We start from the raw sequence: 17,792 nt of genomic DNA, 5'->3' as shown, positions 1-17,792 counted from the left end.
AAGATCGCCCTGAATGTGGCCTGACCAGTGGTTATGTATCGGCCCGACCCTCGTCTCCTTGTTCAGTACTGTCGGTGACCAGGTCAGGGGCGTACCGCTGCCAGGCATCGTTGAACGCGTCACGCTGGTAGCACCGGACCTTCCCGAGTCCAGGGAGCCGCATTTGCGTGGACTGGATGTTGTACTCGGCGAGCAGCTTCCCGAGGCGCATGGCGGTGAGTCCTTCCCCGCGTGGGCCGTAGTCGGCCCACGGTGCCTCCGGATCGGCTCGGAGTTGCTGGAGCAACCGCATCGTCGGCAGGGCGTGTTCGTCGCCGAAGGCGGTGTGGCAGTCGGCGAGGAGTCGGATGCGTTCGGATCGGTCGTCGCCGGTGTCCTCTTGCTGGAGGTCGAGGATGGCTTGGCGGGCGCGGTCGGGCCAGTGGCCTCCGGCGTGGTCGGCGATGGCGATGAGTGGTTCCCAGGTGTCTGCGGCGCGGTCTTCGACGGGCATGGCCGGTTCGGCTGCTTCGAGTGCGGTGAGGTCGTCGCGGAGCCATGCGTGGAGGCGTTCAGCGAGCCGTTGAAGCTTCGGGCGGTCGCGCCGGTGTCGATACGGTGCGACGGTCTCTCCGGGTGCTCTGCGGCGCATCTGGACGACGACGGCGCGGTCTTCGACGGTGTCGGGCATGCGTCCGATCCCGGCCAGGGCGGCCATCGCGAACGTCGAGATGGACTCGACCCGGTTTTTGGTGAGGTCGTAGCGCTTCGCGGGCCGGTTGCGTTGGTGTCCGGCGTTGAGGAGTCCGCGGAGGTCTTCGTGGCCGGTGGCGGCGGGTCCGAAGATGGTGTCGGCTTCGTCGACGAGCATGGTGGGTGGGTCGGCGGTGATGGAGCGGTAGACCGCTGCGGGGGTGGCGTTGACGGTGATGAACGGTTGGTGGCAGGCGCCTTCGACGACGTCGAGGAGGCGGGATTTGCCGCAGCGCTTCTCCGGCGCCCGCACGACCAGCCGTGGGGCGTGCGCCCAGGCCGGTTGGGCGTGGGTCGCGGCGATCCACAGCACCACGCCGACCACGGCGGCGTCCGAGGGCAGGGCGACGTAGCGGCGCAGGGCGGTCTCCAGGTCGTCGAGAATCGCAGCACCGTCGGTGCCGGGAACCGTGCTGCCGGACGGCTCGTCGGTCGGGGTGAAGGTGCCGGATCGGGAACCTTCGGTCTGACCTGCGGGAACCTGGTCGTCGGGGGTGCTCACGTGGTCCTCCTGGTGCTCGATGCGGCGGTTGCGGTGGTTGGGTGCGGGTGGTGGCGCCAGATGCGTCCGGTGATGTCGTCCTCGACCGGGTGCGGCACGAACTCGTTGCTCGGCCGGTAGGTGCGGAGTTCGGCGGCGGGATGGCCGTCCGGGTAGCGGGCGGCGGCGGTCTGCATGGCGGCCAGGTCGGCCCGCCAGTACCAGCGCCCGCGCCACGGCCCATCGACCAGGACGGCCAGCTCTCGGCCGTCGGCGACCTGGACCGCCAGCCGCGACATCCGGGACGGCCGGTGTGTGGCTGGAAGGTGCTGCCGCGTCGCTTCCGGTCCTCGCCCGCCCTGGGGGCGGGCTGCGGTCCGGGTCGACTTGCCCACGGCCCATAGGGCGTTGTCTGCGGTGGTGGTCATGCCGCTGGCCTGGCCGTGCGGGTGGCCCAGTCGGTCGGGTCGCCGTGGGGCGGGTAGCGGCGGCGCATGAGTTCGGCCCAGGACGGCTGCCGGGCGAGTCCGGCAGCGGTGTAGGCGACCGAGACCTGCGTGCTGGCGTCGCGGAGCGCGGTCAAGTGGGCGTGGCGCAGGTCGGCGACCTCGACCCCGACCCGTGCGGCGACCAGCAGCGGCGCGGTCGGCTGCGCCCTCCCGAGCACTGCGGCGAGGACGGCCGGGTCGAGGTGCCCGATCACCTCCAGGGCCTCGGCACGATCCGCCTCGCCCAGGCGCGGGACCGGGACGGTCAGGGCTCGGGGGACGGCTGGTTCAGGTGTTGCCGGTAGTTCAGGAACAGGCATGACCTCTCCTGCAAATCGGTGACTGTGTGTGACCATGCGTGGGTGTGTGGAAGCGTGGGGTGAGGCATCCGTGTGGGGTGCCTGTCCCGTGTTTTCGCTGGTTTTCGTGGGGGTGCGGGGGTTGCCTCACCCCGCCTCACTCCTCACCCCGCAGCCGATCACTGCTGGTGATGCGGGGTGGGGTGGAGGGTGAGGGTGGGGTGAGGGTCGGGGTGGACGTTCACCCCGTCTGCGGGTGCCTCACCCCACCCTCACCCCATCACTGTCAGTCCAGTTCGTTACTGTGGGTGACAGATTCGGTGTTGTCGGCGCTGTTCTCGGTGTCGAGGAGTCGGTCGGTCTGGATGGTGAGCAGGTCGGTGAGCCGGACGACCGGGTAGCCCTTGATGGATGCGGCGGGGACGCCGGTGTCGGTGAGCCAGGCGGCGAGGGTTTTGGCTTCCCAGGTGCCGTAGGTGGGCAGGTCGTGGTCGTGGAGGCGGGCGAGGAGGTCGGAGCGTTTGAGGTGGCGTGCGCCGTCCATGACCGTGATCACGGCGGGCAGGTGATCAACCTCCGGGACGTCCTCCCTGCTCTTGGTGGCGCTGGCGCCCCGGGTGGCGCGGAGGGTCTTCGCCTGCTGGGCGAGTTCGGCGGCGTGGTCGCCGCTGATGTAGTGGGTGCGCAGGATCGTCGAGGATTCCCCGGCGGGCAGGTTCATCCCGGCGCCGTTGCAGACCAGGACGCCTTTGTCGATGCCTTGGCGGAGCCGCTGCGGTGCGGCACCTGCGTCGACGGCGGTGTCGCCGAGTGCCATGCGGGCCTGGGCTTCAGTACCGACGACGAGGGAGGCGCGGATGTGGGCGCCTTCGCGGACGAGTTTGGGCAGGTTCTGGTCGGTCGGGTCCTGGGTGCCTTGCCACAGGGTGACGTTGACGGCGCGGCCCTGGTTGTGCAGGCGGCGGGCAGCGGTGAAGTACCGCGAGCGGGCTTTCGTCCCGCCGTAGGGGTTGCCGTCGGCATCCAGGGCAGGACACATGAATGCCTGTTGGGCTTCGTCGACGATGACGAACAGCGGGTGGAACCCGGACCCGGGTCGTCGGGCCAGATCGCGGGTGACCCCGTCGGGGAACCGGTCGCGGTCGAGAGCGGTCAGACGCCGCTGCATCTCGGCCACAGCGGTCTCAAGCAGGACGGTGGCGGCGATGACGTGCTCATCAGCCGGACCCTCGACCAGCTCGGTGGCCAGGCCGTCGAACATGTGCCAGTCCCCGATGCCTTTGAGATCGGCGATCCAGAACTCGGTGGTCGGGTCGAAGGCCGCCCACAGAGCGAGGGCGCGCAGGGCCGCGGTTTTGCCCTGGTTGGACAGGCCGGTGATCAGCAGATGGTGCTGCTTGAGCGAGATCGAGCACTGGTCGCCGCGCAGGTTTTGGCCCCAGGGTGCTCGGCCGGTGTAGATGTCGGCGCGGATGCCGTCGGGGTCGAGGGCCATCGGTGATGGGCCGATGGGCTCGTCGAGTGCGCCGGGGTCGGCGATCCAGAGCCGCACGGTGCGCCGGGCGGGGATGGTGATGAACAGTTCGTGTTCGTGGCGGTCGAGGTTCTCCGCGAGCCGACGCCGCCGGGCCTGGATGTCGGTGGTAGTCACCCCGGAAGGCAGCCGGATGTCGACCTCGACGCCGTGCCCGGCGATCCGGATCGGGGACAGCATCGCCCCACCCGCATCCTCGCAGCGTTTGATCGCCCTGGTCAGGGTGGGGATACCGAGGTCGCGGAGCGCGATGACCGTCTTCGACGGCGTCACCGTCTCATCGAGGCGGCGTTGCCCGACCGGGGCGACCCACGCCGGAACCTCCGTCCGTGCCCGGCCGAGTGCCGACAGCCCGAGCACCGCCCCACCGAGAGCGAGTGTTCCGAGCAGGGAGGCGTAGACGGTCACGAACGTGACGGTCCAGGCGACCGCGTCGATCACTGCGGTGATGGGGGCGATGACCAGGGAGATGTCTTTCGCGGCGATGGCGAGGACGACGCCGAGGCCGAGGAGTATCCCGAGCGCGATCAGCGCGCCGACACCGGCAGCACGCGCCCAGGCGAGAGGGGCGTTGATCCAGTCCATGACCCGGCCGGCGCCGCTGTTTTTCGGCGGTGTCGCGGGCCTCCCATTCCAGGAGCCGGTCCTGGTCCCCGGCGATCTCAGCGGCCCGCATCTGCCGCTCGTAGCGGGTGGTGCCGTGGGTGTCGCGCCAGCGCTGGATGAGGACTCCGGCGCCGGAGAACACGAACCACGTGTTCCTGACCAGGGCTTTCGCGCTGGTGACGGTGGCCGGGTGGGTGGCGACGGTGACGGCATGCCGTTGTGCCGTCACGAGGTCGTGGCGGTAGAGGTCGCGCCGCGACACCAGCTCCGTCCCCGGGGTCGAGGTGCTGTCTGCCTGCGGTCCGCAGGTCTGGTCGACGATCTCGCCCTCGATCACCACCGAGGACTCGGCGCCGGTGTCGGTGTGGTGGTTGTCGGGCCGGTGGTGCAGGGTGATGACCGGCGCCAGCTCGTCCCCTGATGACGCGTGGTGGGCTGGGCTGGCGCCGCCCACCTCGTCGCGGCCGGTCTGGGCGTCACGGCTGTCGTGGTCGTCGTGGTGGCTCATCGCGAGCCTCCGGTCGCGTCACGGAACTGATCGCGGAGTTGGCGGGCGCGGGCGGCCGAGCAGCGCAGTGTCCGGCGGATGGACTCGGCCGACCTGGGGTCGACCCGACTGTCGTCGACCGCTGCGCGGAGCAGCTCGCGAAGATCATCCAGAGTGCGCGGGGCCGCCCCGGTTTCAAGATCATGGTCGGGGTCGACTCCCAGGGTCGACGATGATCTTGGGTGGGTCGACTGTCGCAGGTCAGCCCTCGACTCCCCACCCGGCTCCTCTGGTGTGCGGTCGAGGACGGCGACACCGCCCCCATGATCATCGTCGCCCTCGGAGTCGACCCCGGAGTCGAGGCAGTCGAGGGCCGGGTCGGCCTCGTAGTCGAGGTCGTCGCTGAGCCGCGACCGCCGCATCCAGGTCGACAGGCCCGTCTAGTCGCGTCCCCCCAGTCGTCGGCGTGGCCCCTGCCGACCCGCGGCCGGTGTGACAGGCGTTCCGCGGCGGTGGTCGCCCAGGCCGCGGCGGTACCAGAAGCACGCCGGGTCGGTAGACCAGCTCCGCGTCCCGTCCCGGCGATGACCGCTGCGCGTCTCCGATGGCGCGCCGAGCGCGGTCGGTCTTCGCCTCCACCAACGCCGCGAGTCTCGCGGTGCGGCGTTCGGAGCCCACCGCCCAAGATCATCAGATGATGCATAGGTCTGGTGGCTGTTGATCTTCGGTGGCGATCCGCCACCGAAGAGGCCCGCCAGGCCGACAGCGCTCGCCTACAACGAGCTCGACACCACCAACCAAGATCAACAGCCACCACACCTATGCATCACTGATGATCACCGGGCCGGGTGCCGGTCCCGCGCGAACGCTTCGCTCCCGGACGCGACGCCCCGGAGGATGGCCACGGCCCCGCCTGCGGCGGACCCAAGCTAGCCACTTAGCCCGGCTAAGTGGGTGTCGCAAAGAAGGTCCCCGCTGGTGCGGGGTCGCTGCGCTGAGCCGAACAACCACGGGCTGCCGCGCCGCTTCCGGTCCTCACCCGCCCCAGGGGGCGGGCTCCGGTCCGGATCAACTTGCCCACGCCCCGTCCCAGTGCCGTGCCGAGCGCCGTAGCTGCGCCGCTCGGCACGGCTCACCACAAGATCATCTACCGATGATGCCAGATCCCTGGGATTGGAGGGTGAGACTGCGGCTATCAGGCGATTTTTTTATGTGCGGTGCCGCTTCTGCTGAAAAATATAGATACCTAGAATGATGAGTCCTGCGATAAATCCGAACAAAAATAGGGGCGACACTAGGGCCCGGTTGAGTGGAACTCCAATTATTAGATCAGTAAAGACCGATACCCCGGCGCCAGCGAAGACGAGGATTGGCGCCCATCCTGGAGTTTTTTTCATATTTTAGTATCCCGATTGACTGAGTGAGGGATCAGGGGAAGCAGTTAGCTGCAGCGGCGGTGGCCCCTCCGCCAGTGGCTCCAATAGCAGCGCCACCGATGGCGCCTGCGGCGGTTCCGGCTACTGGAATAGCAGAGCCCGATGCGCCGCCGATGCCAGCCCCGATAAGTCCGCCGGTGATAACTCCGCCGGCGGTTCCGATGGTGCACTTTGCCCAGTTGACGTACTCGTTGACCTGATGGTTGTGGCTTGTTGCGCTGCGCACGGTAGCTTTGTGGTCGCCGTCTAGAGTGTATGTGAAAGTGGTGATATTTCCGTCTTGGGCGATTCGTGCGGGGAGGACTTCAAGAGTCTTGCCGTAGTCGTCGACGATGGAGGTGTGGGTCCGTCTGTGACGAACTTTGCGCCACTAAGGGTTAGAACTCCGGTGGAGTCGTTCACCTTGTTGAAGCTGAATGTGGGCGTGGCGGTCTGGCTGATTACCGCTGGAGCGCTGGTGGGACGCGGAGTGTCCGCAGCGGCGATTCCGCTGCCTGAACCCATTGCAACAGCCATAACCAACACAGTCCCCACAGTGCGGGACACGGATGCGAACCTCTTCGTGCACATGACCGCATGTGACCACGCCCCCTCCCGTTGGTCAAGAACCACTACCAGAAGCAATTAGACGAACACACTCCGCTACTACGGACAGATACGCCCAAATCAGCTCAAACCGCCCACCCTCCCGCAGTCAGTTGACCTTCACCTCTGCCTTTTTCAAAGCATGGAACTACGTACTGACGATCAAGGCCGCTCCGCGACCACCCACCGCTGGGTCGGGCTGGCGCCCGACACCTCGACCGGCCGTCAGCGAAGCGGGGTGGTTGAGGTGTCGGGCGCCAGCCCGACCCAGCGGGACTCACTCCACCACCCACACAACAGCAGGTCACAACGATGACCTACCTGAGAGCGCCCCGGGGCAAGTCCAGAAGACGCCCCCGAAAACGATCTTGGGCTCTCTCGGGAGTAACAAAACCCCTCTCGGGAGTTACTGGGCCACCTGTCGGGCCGACAGTACCGAGGACACGCGACCTCAACGATAACGCGACAACCCCCACATCCGCCGGATCGCGCATCGGGCGGATGCGGGGGCTCCTGCACGCACCACAACACCGTGCAAGCAGATGCTAAAACCATCCTGCGGCACCTTTGAAACCGCACAACCAGTCGCGTCAATCAATCCGTGCCCGGCGCCACCCGCCCTAGCGCAAAAGAGCACTCATTCGTAGCTCTGACAACGCCCAGCCCTCCGGCACCACAAGCGGCAGAAGAGGCGGCAGGGGAGCCCTCAGCAACACCTGCAGAGCGCCGCAATCTATAGCGCCGGAAACGCAACCACGCACCACCGAAAACCGTGACCCCCGCCGCTCGCTGCCCCAGCCCCCGACTCGTCACGCAGAGTGAGATTCCGGGGGATGTCCCGAAACGACCCCCAAGCCGGGGCAAGCCGGGACAGCCGGGACACCTCACCTATTTCCGCAGGTCATGAGGGGATTTTCGGTGTCCCGGCTTGAGGGGGTGTCCCGGCTTGAGCCGGGACACCCCCTCAACGGGCCACGCGTCCAAGCGCGCAGACGATCGCCTTAGATGCAGCCTGACCAGGGGAAATAGCGATCAGGCGGCCCCCTGCGTCCTGCCATCACGTTTCGTGACCAATGTGGGGTGTGGGCGAGCGCCGGGCAGGCCGGTCGAGATTGGTGCTTGACAGGCCGGGCGGGGGCGTGTCTTGCTTGAGGAGCGAGCCTGCCAGCCCGGCGGGGTTGCGGTCACCACCCCGGTTCTAAAGGCCGGGGCGGCGACCTAACCGAACGACCTGTGAGGACAGGTGATCGGCTATGGGCCATGCTGCCCTTGGCGTCTGCACGCATCCACCGGTGGGTGGAACTTTTCTTCCAGACTCCCCCGACGGTGATCCTGATCCCGGCGCTGAGCTGGGCTTTTCGTGGTGTCCGGATGGTCTGACCGAGCGGGTCATCGACCGTCTCTACGGCGACCTCCTCACCGACCTCGACGGGCCCAGTGGGCCTCTAGATGGTGACGTCGAGACACGTCTGTTCGTGCTCCCGGCACGTCGCCATGCGGCTGTTTCCGCTGGTCACTCGGCTGTCACCGGTGGTGAAGCGGCATGAACGCGCTGCTTCGCTGTGTCGCTGGGGCGGTCCGGGAGCGGGCCGTCGAGATCGCCGTCATCGCCGCCCTGGGGGCCGCGACCGTGTTCGTGACCTGGTGGTTCGCCGGGCCGCTGGGCTTCGCCGCCGGGTGGTGGATCGCCGCCGAGCTGCGCCTGCGGCGCTCCCGCCGGACCGTCCCGGCCTCGACCGCCCGAGCCGAGATGGCCCTGACAGAGGTCGTCTCAGAGGCCGCCGAGTCGCCTTCTGAGCGGGTTTCGGCTGGTCAGCAGGACGAGGGGAGGGCCGGAGCATGACCACCACGTCTTCCTCTTCGACCTCGTGGGCTGCGAGCCGGGCGGCGGAACGCCGGGAGACCCGCGCTCTGGACGCCCGCCTCGCCCGGGAAGCCGCTGACGCTGCCGCGCAGCGGCGAATCGCCGAACAGGACGCCCGCCGCGACCGCGACCGAGCCGACCGCGAGAGCGCTGAGCGGCGCCGGGACGAGCAGCGACGATCCCGCGCATCTGTCCGGGCCGCCGCCCGGGCCAAGGCTCTGACCTGGGCATCCACCCATGCCGTCGAGTTGCTGATCTATCCGATCGCGCTGCTGTCCTTCGCCCTGGCCGCACCAGCGATGGCCGCCTACGGCACCACCATCTACGGCCCGCTCGGCGTCCTCCTGGCCGGGATCACCGAACTCGGCATGTGGGCCTTCGCCCTCGCCATCACCGCCTCCCGACACCAGCACCCGGACCGGCCGGTCGTCGGGTTGCAGGCCGGGGTGGTGCTGTTCTCCCTGGTCGCGGCCGGGATGAACCTGCTCCACGGCCTCCACCAGGGCTGGACAGCCGCCGTGGTGATGGCGGTCGTGTCCATCGCCGGTGTCGCCGCGCACCAGCTCACCTTGGCCGGGGCGCCCCGCTCCTGGACCGAACGCCGCACCGCGAGACTCGCGGCGTTGGTGGAGGCGAAGACCGACCGCGCTCGGCGCCTCGCCATCGGAGACGCGGCAGCGGTCATCGCCGCGGACGGGACTGCGGAGCTGGTCTACCGACCCGGCGTCTTCCAGGTCCACCGCCGCACCCTGGCCGCGACCACCGCCCCGGAACGACCTGTCACACCGGCCGCGCCGGTCGGCAGGGGCCGCGCCGACGACTGGGACTGGGACTGGGCACTAGCCGCCCTCGTCGAGGGCGCGGGATGCGGCGGCTCGCGGCTCACCGACGACCTCGACTACGAGGCCGACCCGGCCCTCGACTGCCTCGACTCCGGGGTCGACTCCGAGGGCGACGATGATCATGGGGGCGGTGTCGCCGTCCTCGACCGCACACCAGAGGAGCCGGGTGGGGAGTCGAGGGCTGACCTGCGACAGTCGACCCACCCAAGATCATCGTCGACCCTGGGAGTCGACCCCGACCATGATCTTGAAACCGGGGCGGCCCCGCGCACTCTGGATGATCTTCGCGAGCTGCTCCGCGCAGCGGTCGACGACAGTCGGGTCGACCCCAGGTCGGCCGAGTCCATCCGCCGGACACTGCGCTGCTCGGCCGCCCGCGCCCGCCAACTCCGCGATCAGTTCCGTGACGCGACCGGAGGCTCGCGATGAGCCACCACGACGACCACGACAGCCGTGACGCCCAGACCGGCCGCGACGAGGTGGGCGGCGCCAGCCCAGCCCACCACGCGTCATCAGGGGACGAGCTGGCGCCGGTCATCACCCTGCACCACCGGCCCGACAACCACCACACCGACACCGGCGCCGAGTCCTCGGTGGTGATCGAGGGCGAGATCGTCGACCAGACCTGCGGACCGCAGGCAGACAGCACCTCGACCCCGGGGACGGAGCTGGTGTCGCGGCGCGACCTCTACCGCCACGACCTCGTGACGGCACAACGGCATGCCGTCACCGTCGCCACCCACCCGGCCACCGTCACCAGCGCGAAAGCCCTGGTCAGGAACACGTGGTTCGTGTTCTCCGGCGCCGGAGTCCTCATCCAGCGCTGGCGCGACACCCACGGCACCACCCGCTACGAGCGGCAGATGCGGGCCGCTGAGATCGCCGGGGACCAGGACCGGCTCCTGGAATGGGAGGCCCGCGACACCGCCGAAAAACAGCGGCGCCATGGCCGGGTCATGGACTGGATCAACGCCCCTCTCGCCTGGGCGCGTGCTGCCGGTGTCGGCGCGCTGATCGCGCTCGGGATACTCCTCGGCCTCGGCGTCGTCCTCGCCATCGCCGCGAAAGACATCTCCCTGGTCATCGCCCCCATCACCGCAGTGATCGACGCGGTCGCCTGGACCGTCACGTTCGTGACCGTCTACGCCTCCCTGCTCGGAACACTCGCTCTCGGTGGGGCGGTGCTCGGGCTGTGGGCACTCGGCCGGGCACGGACGGAGGTTCCGGCGTGGGTCGCCCCGGTCGGGCAACGCCGCCTCGATGAGACGGTGACGCCGTCGAAGACGGTCATCGCGCTCCGCGACCTCGGTATCCCCACCCTGACCAGGGCGATCAAACGCTGCGAGGATGCGGGTGGGGCGATGCTGTCCCCGATCCGGATCGCCGGGCACGGCGTCGAGGTCGACATCCGGCTGCCTTCCGGGGTGACTACCACCGACATCCAGGCCCGGCGGCGTCGGCTCGCGGAGAACCTCGACCGCCACGAACACGAACTGTTCATCACCATCCCCGCCCGGCGCACCGTGCGGCTCTGGATCGCCGACCCCGGCGCACTCGACGAGCCCATCGGCCCATCACCGATGGCCCTCGACCCCGACGGCATCCGCGCCGACATCTACACCGGCCGAGCACCCTGGGGCCAAAACCTGCGCGGCGACCAGTGCTCGATCTCGCTCAAGCAGCACCATCTGCTGATCACCGGCCTGTCCAACCAGGGCAAAACCGCGGCCCTGCGCGCCCTCGCTCTGTGGGCGGCCTTCGACCCGACCACCGAGTTCTGGATCGCCGATCTCAAAGGCATCGGGGACTGGCACATGTTCGACGGCCTGGCCACCGAGCTGGTCGAGGGTCCGGCTGATGAGCACGTCATCGCCGCCACCGTCCTGCTTGAGACCGCTGTGGCCGAGATGCAGCGGCGTCTGACCGCTCTCGACCGCGACCGGTTCCCCGACGGGGTCACCCGCGATCTGGCCCGACGACCCGGGTCCGGGTTCCACCCGCTGTTCGTCATCGTCGACGAAGCCCAACAGGCATTCATGTGTCCTGCCCTGGATGCCGACGGCAACCCCTACGGCGGGACGAAAGCCCGCTCGCGGTACTTCACCGCTGCCCGCCGCCTGCACAACCAGGGCCGCGCCGTCAACGTCACCCTGTGGCAAGGCACCCAGGACCCGACCGACCAGAACCTGCCCAAACTCGTCCGCGAAGGCGCCCACATCCGCGCCTCCCTCGTCGTCGGTACTGAAGCCCAGGCCCGCATGGCACTCGGCGACACCGCCGTCGACGCAGGTGCCGCACCGCAGCGGCTCCGCCAAGGCATCGACAAAGGCGTCCTGGTCTGCAACGGCGCCGGGATGAACCTGCCCGCCGGGGAATCCTCGACGATCCTGCGCACCCACTACATCAGCGGCGACCACGCCGCCGAACTCGCCCAGCAGGCGAAGACCCTCCGCGCCACCCGGGGCGCCAGCGCCACCAAGAGCAGGGAGGACGTCCCGGAGGTTGATCACCTGCCCGCCGTGATCACGGTCATGGACGGCGCACGCCACCTCAAACGCTCCGACCTCCTCGCCCGCCTCCACGACCACGACCTGCCCACCTACGGCACCTGGGAAGCCAAAACCCTCGCCGCCTGGCTCACCGACACCGGCGTCCCCGCCGCATCCATCAAGGGCTACCCGGTCGTCCGGCTCACCGACCTGCTCACCATCCAGACCGACCGACTCCTCGACACCGAGAACAGCGCCGACAACACCGAATCTGTCACCCACAGTAACGAACTGGACTGACAGTGATGGGGTGAGGGTGGGGTGAGGCACCCGCAGACGGGGTGAACGTCCACCCCGACCCTCACCCCACCCTCACCCTCCACCCCACCCCGCATCACCAGCAGTGATCGGCTGCGGGGTGAGGAGTGAGGCGGGGTGAGGCAACCCCCGCACCCCCACGAAAACCAGCGAAAACACGGGACAGGCACCCCACACGGATGCCTCACCCCACGCTTCCACACACCCACGCATGGTCACACACAGTCACCGATTTGCAGGAGAGGTCATGCCTGTTCCTGAACTACCGGCAACACCTGAACCAGCCGTCCCCCGAGCCCTGACCGTCCCGGTCCCGCGCCTGGGCGAGGCGGATCGTGCCGAGGCCCTGGAGGTGATCGGGCACCTCGACCCGGCCGTCCTCGCCGCAGTGCTCGGGAGGGCGCAGCCGACCGCGCCGCTGCTGGTCGCCGCACGGGTCGGGGTCGAGGTCGCCGACCTGCGCCACGCCCACTTGACCGCGCTCCGCGACGCCAGCACGCAGGTCTCGGTCGCCTACACCGCTGCCGGACTCGCCCGGCAGCCGTCCTGGGCCGAACTCATGCGCCGCCGCTACCCGCCCCACGGCGACCCGACCGACTGGGCCACCCGCACGGCCAGGCCAGCGGCATGACCACCACCGCAGACAACGCCCTATGGGCCGTGGGCAAGTCGACCCGGACCGCAGCCCGCCCCCAGGGCGGGCGAGGACCGGAAGCGACGCGGCAGCACCTTCCAGCCACACACCGGCCGTCCCGGATGTCGCGGCTGGCGGTCCAGGTCGCCGACGGCCGAGAGCTGGCCGTCCTGGTCGATGGGCCGTGGCGCGGGCGCTGGTACTGGCGGGCCGACCTGGCCGCCATGCAGACCGCCGCCGCCCGCTACCCGGACGGCCATCCCGCCGCCGAACTCCGCACCTACCGGCCGAGCAACGAGTTCGTGCCGCACCCGGTCGAGGACGACATCACCGGACGCATCTGGCGCCACCACCCGCACCCAACCACCGCAACCGCCGCATCGAGCACCAGGAGGACCACGTGAGCACCCCCGACGACCAGGTTCCCGCAGGTCAGACCGAAGGTTCCCGATCCGGCACCTTCACCCCGACCGACGAGCCGTCCGGCAGCACGGTTCCCGGCACCGACGGTGCTGCGATTCTCGACGACCTGGAGACCGCCCTGCGCCGCTACGTCGCCCTGCCCTCGGACGCCGCCGTGGTCGGCGTGGTGCTGTGGATCGCCGCGACCCACGCCCAACCGGCCTGGGCGCACGCCCCACGGCTGGTCGTGCGGGCGCCGGAGAAGCGCTGCGGCAAATCCCGCCTCCTCGACGTCGTCGAAGGCGCCTGCCACCAACCGTTCATCACCGTCAACGCCACCCCCGCAGCGGTCTACCGCTCCATCACCGCCGACCCACCCACCATGCTCGTCGACGAAGCCGACACCATCTTCGGACCCGCCGCCACCGGCCACGAAGACCTCCGCGGACTCCTCAACGCCGGACACCAACGCAACCGGCCCGCGAAGCGCTACGACCTCACCAAAAACCGGGTCGAGTCCATCTCGACGTTCGCGATGGCCGCCCTGGCCGGGATCGGACGCATGCCCGACACCGTCGAAGACCGCGCCGTCGTCGTCCAGATGCGCCGCAGAGCACCCGGAGAGACCGTCGCACCGTATCGACACCGGCGCGACCGCCCGAAGCTTCAACGGCTCGCTGAACGCCTCCACGCATGGCTCCGCGACGACCTCACCGCACTCGAAGCAGCCGAACCGGCCATGCCCGTCGAAGACCGCGCCGCAGACACCTGGGAACCACTCATCGCCATCGCCGACCACGCCGGAGGCCACTGGCCCGACCGCGCCCGCCAAGCCATCCTCGACCTCCAGCAAGAGGACACCGGCGACGACCGATCCGAACGCATCCGACTCCTCGCCGACTGCCACACCGCCTTCGGCGACGAACACGCCCTGCCGACGATGCGGTTGCTCCAGCAACTCCGAGCCGATCCGGAGGCACCGTGGGCCGACTACGGCCCACGCGGGGAAGGACTCACCGCCATGCGCCTCGGGAAGCTGCTCGCCGAGTACAACATCCAGTCCACGCAAATGCGGCTCCCTGGACTCGGGAAGGTCCGGTGCTACCAGCGTGACGCGTTCAACGATGCCTGGCAGCGGTACGCCCCTGACCTGGTCACCGACAGTACTGAACAAGGAGACGAGGGTCGGGCCGATACATAACCACTGGTCAGGCCACATTCAGGGCGATCTTCGGACCGACTGAGCGTGTCGTTCGTTGAGGGGGTGTCCCGGCTTGAGCCGGGACACCCCCTCAAGCCGGGACACCGAAAATCCCCTCATGACCTGCGGAAATAGGTGAGGTGTCCCGGCTGTCCCGGCTTGCCCCGGCTTGGGGGGCGTTTCGGGACATCCCCCGAAATCTCACTCTGCGTGACTGCCGCGGTGGCATTCCACAGCGGCGGCCCATTCGCCGTTGCGCCGAGCTTGCATCAGGAGTTGACCGACACTGCCAGGGTTGATGTTGGCCTGCTCAGCGATCTCGCGGTAGGTCAGCCCTTGGAGGCGCAACCTCACAGCCGTAGCGCGACGCTTCCTGGCCCGTCGCTCGTAGCCGACTCGCGGTTCGGCGACCATCCGGACGACAGTCCGTTCGGAGAGGCCCACCTCCGCCGCGATCTCGCGAGCAGTCCTGTTCCGGCGGCGCGGCGTGAGCGCTGGCATCAGAACGCCCGCTGCTCGATCACTGCATGACGCTGACGCTTTCCTTCTGCGAGGCTCACAGCACGTACAAGTCCTCCGGGGCGACTATTGCTTGCGAGTCCTCCGGGTCGGCTGTTTCCGGCGAGTCCGCCGTTGCGTCCTGATCCTTTCCTGCCGCGTGCGGCTTGGATGGCGGAGAATGCGGCGTCGTAGGCGGCGGGGCCGTCGTTCCACATGCGGGAGTAGTTGATGGTCCAGTCGGAGATGGACTTCGAGATGTGGCCGAGTTCGTTCTCGCCGAGGGGCACCGGGAAGTCGGCGTTGAGGATCACGACGTGTTTGGCGACAGCGGCGCGATAGCCCTCGGTGTCGCCCCAGTGGTGGCGCATTTCGCGGTAGGCGAAGCGGCGGACCATGTGGAAGAGGGTTTCGTTGCGGGAGCAGCCGACGGGTTCACGCCGCCGCTGGGCGTGCCAGCCGCGGCCGGGCATGTGTCCGGCTTCGCCGAGGATCCCGCCGAGGGTGGTCAACGTGGCGGGCTTGTCGTGCATCCAGTGGGTGAGCCACCGGGGGTGGAACGGATTTTTGACGAGCCGTCCGGTGTAATTCCGGTCCCCACCGATCGCGGTCTGCAATCCGTGCTCGATCGACAGCCCGTAACGCAACGATCGGCGGGACCCGTAGTTGGTGACCTTGATCGGGACTTTCACGCACCAGATGCAGTGAGCGTGTCCGTTCACGGGGTTCTCGATGATCACGTTCGGCACCGGGTGGTGGTCGATGCACGACAACGCTCGCAGGACGGTGTCGGCCTGGTCCCCGTCGACACCGATCATCCCCCACAGGGTCTTCGGGTTCAGCTCGACATGCATCCGGGTCATCGCCACCTCCCTCGACTGCCGCCACACCCCGTCGTCGAACTCGTCGGCGGCGAGTGGGTACCGCGACCTCCACATACGCCCCCAGATCGCCGTAGCCGCCTCAAACGGCAGCCCCCCGACTAGGTAGCCCGGGCCTCCAACGGGGGCTCACAGAGGCTCTCAGAGCCCCGGGGAGAGGCATCCAGGATCGCGCCCGAGGCAGCGCCTGGGGGAACCCACAGGTCAGAGCCGGTCATCCGGGGGAACTCCTCACCACCGCCGACAGGGGCGCGGTGCCGGTCTGGGGCATTGAGCTTCGCCCTGTGTTGTCTCCGGCCGCTGACGCGGCCGGAGGGGGGCGGGCTCGCTTGCGCTCACCCGAAACTCTGACTTGGTTGTTGCTGCTGCTGACTGACTTGCACACTTCCAGGTCACAGGCCCGTCTGTCGCGTACCCCCAGGTCAGACGGGCGTGTCACCCCACCCGGCCTCCGACCGCACACCAGCGGCAAGGCACCCACCGCCGCCGCAGTAGCAGCAGCACCGCCGGGGGCGCCCACCCGCGTTTTCCTGAGGAAAACGCACATCTTGATGCGCGGCTGCGCGGTGAACCGGCGCCCCGACGCCACGACCAAGCCCCGGACCGGAGCCCACCGCCCAAGATCATCAGATGATGCATAGGTCTGGTGGCTGTTGATCTTCGGTGGCGATCCGCCACCGAAGAGGCCCGCCAGGCCGACAGCGCTCGCCTACAACGAGCTCGACACCACCAACCAAGATCAACAGCCACCACACCTATGCATCACTGATGATCACCGGGCCGGGTGCCGGTCCCGCGCGAACGCTTCGCTCCCGGACGCGACGCCCCGGAGGATGGCCACGGCCCCGCCTGCGGCGGACCCAAGCTAGCCACTTAGCCCGGCTAAGTGGGTGTCGCAAAGAAGGTCCCCGCTGGTGCGGGGTCGCTGCGCTGAGCCGAACAACCACGGGCTGCCGCGCCGCTTCCGGTCCTCACCCGCCCCAGGGGGCGGGCTCCGGTCCGGATCAACTTGCCCACGCCCCGTCCCAGTGCCGTGCCGAGCGCCGTAGCTGCGCCGCTCGGCACGGCTCACCACAAGATCATCTACCGATGATGCCAGATCCCTGGGATTGGAGGGTGAGACTGCGGCTATCAGGCGATTTTTTTATGTGCGGTGCCGCTTCTGCTGAAAAATATAGATACCTAGAATGATGAGTCCTGCGATAAATCCGAACAAAAATAGGGGCGACACTAGGGCCCGGTTGAGTGGAACTCCAATTATTAGATCAGTAAAGACCGATACCCCGGCGCCAGCGAAGACGAGGATTGGCGCCCATCCTGGAGTTTTTTTCATATTTTAGTATCCCGATTGACTGAGTGAGGGATCAGGGGAAGCAGTTAGCTGCAGCGGCGGTGGCCCTCCGCCAGTGGCTCCAATAGCAGCGCCACCGATGGCGCCTGCGGCGGTTCCGGCTACTGGAATAGCAGAGCCCGATGCGCCGCCGATGCCAGCCCCGATAAGTCCGCCGGTGATAACTCCGCCGGCGGTTCCGATGGTGCACTTTGCCCAGTTGACGTACTCGTTGACCTGATGGTTGTGGCTTGTTGCGCTGCGCACGGTAGCTTTGTGGTCGCCGTCTAGAGTGTATGTGAAAGTGGTGATATTTCCGTCTTGGGCGATTCGTGCGGGGAGGACTTCAAGAGTCTTGCCGTAGTCGTCGACGATGGAGGTGTGGGTTCCGTCTGTGACGAACTTTGCGCCACTAAGGGTTAGAACTCCGGTGGAGTCGTTCACCTTGTTGAAGCTGAATGTGGGCGTGGCGGTCTGGCTGATTACCGCTGGAGCGCTGGTGGGACGCGGAGTGTCCGCAGCGGCGATTCCGCTGCCTGAACCCATTGCAACAGCCATAACCAACACAGTCCCCACAGTGCGGGACACGGATGCGAACCTCTTCGTGCACATGACCGCATGTGACCACGCCCCCTCCCGTTGGTCAAGAACCACTACCAGAAGCAATTAGACGAACACACTCCGC

Annotated in this window: 15 protein-coding genes; 7 read left to right on the top strand and 8 right to left on the bottom strand. The window is 68.2% G+C overall.

Annotated features, from left to right (window positions below; genetic code table 11):
* Positions 1-31: 31 nt before the first annotated feature.
* From KPL59_RS13280 to KPL59_RS13265, 4 genes are all read right to left on the bottom strand, one after another.
* Entirely contained in the window at positions 32-1,234 is a 1,203-nt protein-coding gene (locus KPL59_RS13280) for a DUF3631 domain-containing protein (protein WP_226360958.1), read from the bottom strand.
* Entirely contained in the window at positions 1,231-1,512 is a 282-nt protein-coding gene (locus KPL59_RS13275) for a hypothetical protein (RefSeq protein ID WP_226360959.1), read from the bottom strand. Before KPL59_RS13275 ends, KPL59_RS13280 begins: the two co-directional genes overlap by 4 nt.
* A 125-nt stretch (positions 1,513-1,637) precedes the next feature.
* Positions 1,638-2,021, bottom strand: a complete 384-nt coding sequence (locus KPL59_RS13270; protein ID WP_226351891.1) for a hypothetical protein — start codon at positions 2,019-2,021, stop codon at positions 1,638-1,640.
* Between the two features lie 265 nt (positions 2,022-2,286).
* Entirely contained in the window at positions 2,287-4,119 is a 1,833-nt protein-coding gene (locus KPL59_RS13265) for an ATP-binding protein (RefSeq protein ID WP_226360964.1), read from the bottom strand.
* Here KPL59_RS13265 and KPL59_RS13260 point away from each other — a divergent pair.
* Positions 4,118-4,561: a hypothetical protein gene (locus KPL59_RS13260; protein ID WP_226360963.1), complete on the top strand. Its 444-nt coding sequence runs from the start codon at positions 4,118-4,120 to the stop codon at positions 4,559-4,561. The two genes, KPL59_RS13265 and KPL59_RS13260, sit on opposite strands and share 2 nt — an antisense overlap.
* A gap of 83 nt (positions 4,562-4,644) precedes the next feature.
* On the opposite strand, the gene KPL59_RS13255 is transcribed toward KPL59_RS13260, so the two are convergent.
* On the bottom strand, positions 4,645-5,049 hold the full coding sequence (locus KPL59_RS13255; RefSeq protein ID WP_226360962.1) for a hypothetical protein: 405 nt from the start codon (positions 5,047-5,049) through the stop codon (positions 4,645-4,647).
* Between the two features lie 3,142 nt (positions 5,050-8,191).
* Here KPL59_RS13255 and KPL59_RS13250 point away from each other — a divergent pair.
* The 6 genes from KPL59_RS13250 to KPL59_RS13225 all read left to right on the top strand — a co-directional run bounded on the left by KPL59_RS13250 (position 8,192) and on the right by KPL59_RS13225 (position 14,398).
* On the top strand, positions 8,192-8,491 hold the full coding sequence (locus KPL59_RS13250) for a hypothetical protein (RefSeq protein WP_226360916.1): 300 nt from the start codon (positions 8,192-8,194) through the stop codon (positions 8,489-8,491).
* Positions 8,488-9,783 (top strand): hypothetical protein, encoded by a 1,296-nt coding sequence (locus KPL59_RS13245; protein ID WP_226360961.1) that lies wholly within the window; start codon positions 8,488-8,490, stop codon positions 9,781-9,783. The genes KPL59_RS13250 and KPL59_RS13245 overlap by 4 nt, the downstream gene beginning before the upstream one ends.
* On the top strand, positions 9,780-12,143 hold the full coding sequence (locus KPL59_RS13240; protein WP_226360960.1) for an ATP-binding protein: 2,364 nt from the start codon (positions 9,780-9,782) through the stop codon (positions 12,141-12,143). The genes KPL59_RS13245 and KPL59_RS13240 overlap by 4 nt, the downstream gene beginning before the upstream one ends.
* A gap of 265 nt (positions 12,144-12,408) precedes the next feature.
* Positions 12,409-12,792 carry a hypothetical protein gene (locus tag KPL59_RS13235; RefSeq protein WP_226351891.1) on the top strand — a complete coding sequence of 128 codons (384 nt, stop codon included), beginning with the start codon at positions 12,409-12,411 and terminating at the stop codon, positions 12,790-12,792.
* A gap of 125 nt (positions 12,793-12,917) precedes the next feature.
* Entirely contained in the window at positions 12,918-13,199 is a 282-nt protein-coding gene (locus KPL59_RS13230) for a hypothetical protein (RefSeq protein ID WP_226360959.1), read from the top strand.
* A complete protein-coding gene (locus tag KPL59_RS13225; protein WP_226360958.1) occupies positions 13,196-14,398 on the top strand; it encodes a DUF3631 domain-containing protein in 1,203 nt (400 codons plus the stop codon). The genes KPL59_RS13230 and KPL59_RS13225 overlap by 4 nt, the downstream gene beginning before the upstream one ends.
* A gap of 201 nt (positions 14,399-14,599) precedes the next feature.
* On the opposite strand, the gene KPL59_RS37650 is transcribed toward KPL59_RS13225, so the two are convergent.
* The 3 genes from KPL59_RS37650 to KPL59_RS13210 all read right to left on the bottom strand — a co-directional run bounded on the left by KPL59_RS37650 (position 14,600) and on the right by KPL59_RS13210 (position 17,551).
* Entirely contained in the window at positions 14,600-14,812 is a 213-nt protein-coding gene (locus KPL59_RS37650; RefSeq protein ID WP_226360957.1) for a sigma factor-like helix-turn-helix DNA-binding protein, read from the bottom strand.
* 86 nt (positions 14,813-14,898) lie between these two features.
* Positions 14,899-15,834: a replication initiation protein gene (locus KPL59_RS13215; protein ID WP_226360956.1), complete on the bottom strand. Its 936-nt coding sequence runs from the start codon at positions 15,832-15,834 to the stop codon at positions 14,899-14,901.
* Positions 15,835-17,113: 1,279 nt separating this feature from the next.
* Positions 17,114-17,551 carry a hypothetical protein gene (locus tag KPL59_RS13210; protein ID WP_226360955.1) on the bottom strand — a complete coding sequence of 146 codons (438 nt, stop codon included), beginning with the start codon at positions 17,549-17,551 and terminating at the stop codon, positions 17,114-17,116.
* Between the last annotated feature and the right edge of the window lie 241 nt (positions 17,552-17,792).

The sequence above is a fragment of the Pseudonocardia sp. ICBG1142 genome, from assembly GCF_020496255.1.
Taxonomy (GTDB): domain Bacteria; phylum Actinomycetota; class Actinomycetes; order Mycobacteriales; family Pseudonocardiaceae; genus Pseudonocardia.
The sequence above is the reverse complement of the archived record's forward strand: the minus strand, read 5'-3'. Positions and strand labels throughout refer to the sequence as shown.

Coding starts and splice junctions, on each gene's coding strand:
- KPL59_RS13265 (WP_226360964.1), bottom strand. CDS start 4,119: ATGGACTGGATCAACGCCCCTCTCGCCTGGGCGCGTGCTGCCGGTGTC.
- KPL59_RS13245 (WP_226360961.1), top strand. CDS start 8,488: ATGACCACCACGTCTTCCTCTTCGACCTCGTGGGCTGCGAGCCGGGCG.
- KPL59_RS13270 (WP_226351891.1), bottom strand. CDS start 2,021: ATGCCTGTTCCTGAACTACCGGCAACACCTGAACCAGCCGTCCCCCGA.
- KPL59_RS37650 (WP_226360957.1), bottom strand. CDS start 14,812: ATGGTCGCCGAACCGCGAGTCGGCTACGAGCGACGGGCCAGGAAGCGT.
- KPL59_RS13235 (WP_226351891.1), top strand. CDS start 12,409: ATGCCTGTTCCTGAACTACCGGCAACACCTGAACCAGCCGTCCCCCGA.
- KPL59_RS13250 (WP_226360916.1), top strand. CDS start 8,192: ATGAACGCGCTGCTTCGCTGTGTCGCTGGGGCGGTCCGGGAGCGGGCC.
- KPL59_RS13260 (WP_226360963.1), top strand. CDS start 4,118: ATGACCCGGCCGGCGCCGCTGTTTTTCGGCGGTGTCGCGGGCCTCCCA.
- KPL59_RS13255 (WP_226360962.1), bottom strand. CDS start 5,049: ATGCGGCGGTCGCGGCTCAGCGACGACCTCGACTACGAGGCCGACCCG.
- KPL59_RS13230 (WP_226360959.1), top strand. CDS start 12,918: ATGTCGCGGCTGGCGGTCCAGGTCGCCGACGGCCGAGAGCTGGCCGTC.
- KPL59_RS13215 (WP_226360956.1), bottom strand. CDS start 15,834: ATGTGGAGGTCGCGGTACCCACTCGCCGCCGACGAGTTCGACGACGGG.
- KPL59_RS13240 (WP_226360960.1), top strand. CDS start 9,780: ATGAGCCACCACGACGACCACGACAGCCGTGACGCCCAGACCGGCCGC.
- KPL59_RS13275 (WP_226360959.1), bottom strand. CDS start 1,512: ATGTCGCGGCTGGCGGTCCAGGTCGCCGACGGCCGAGAGCTGGCCGTC.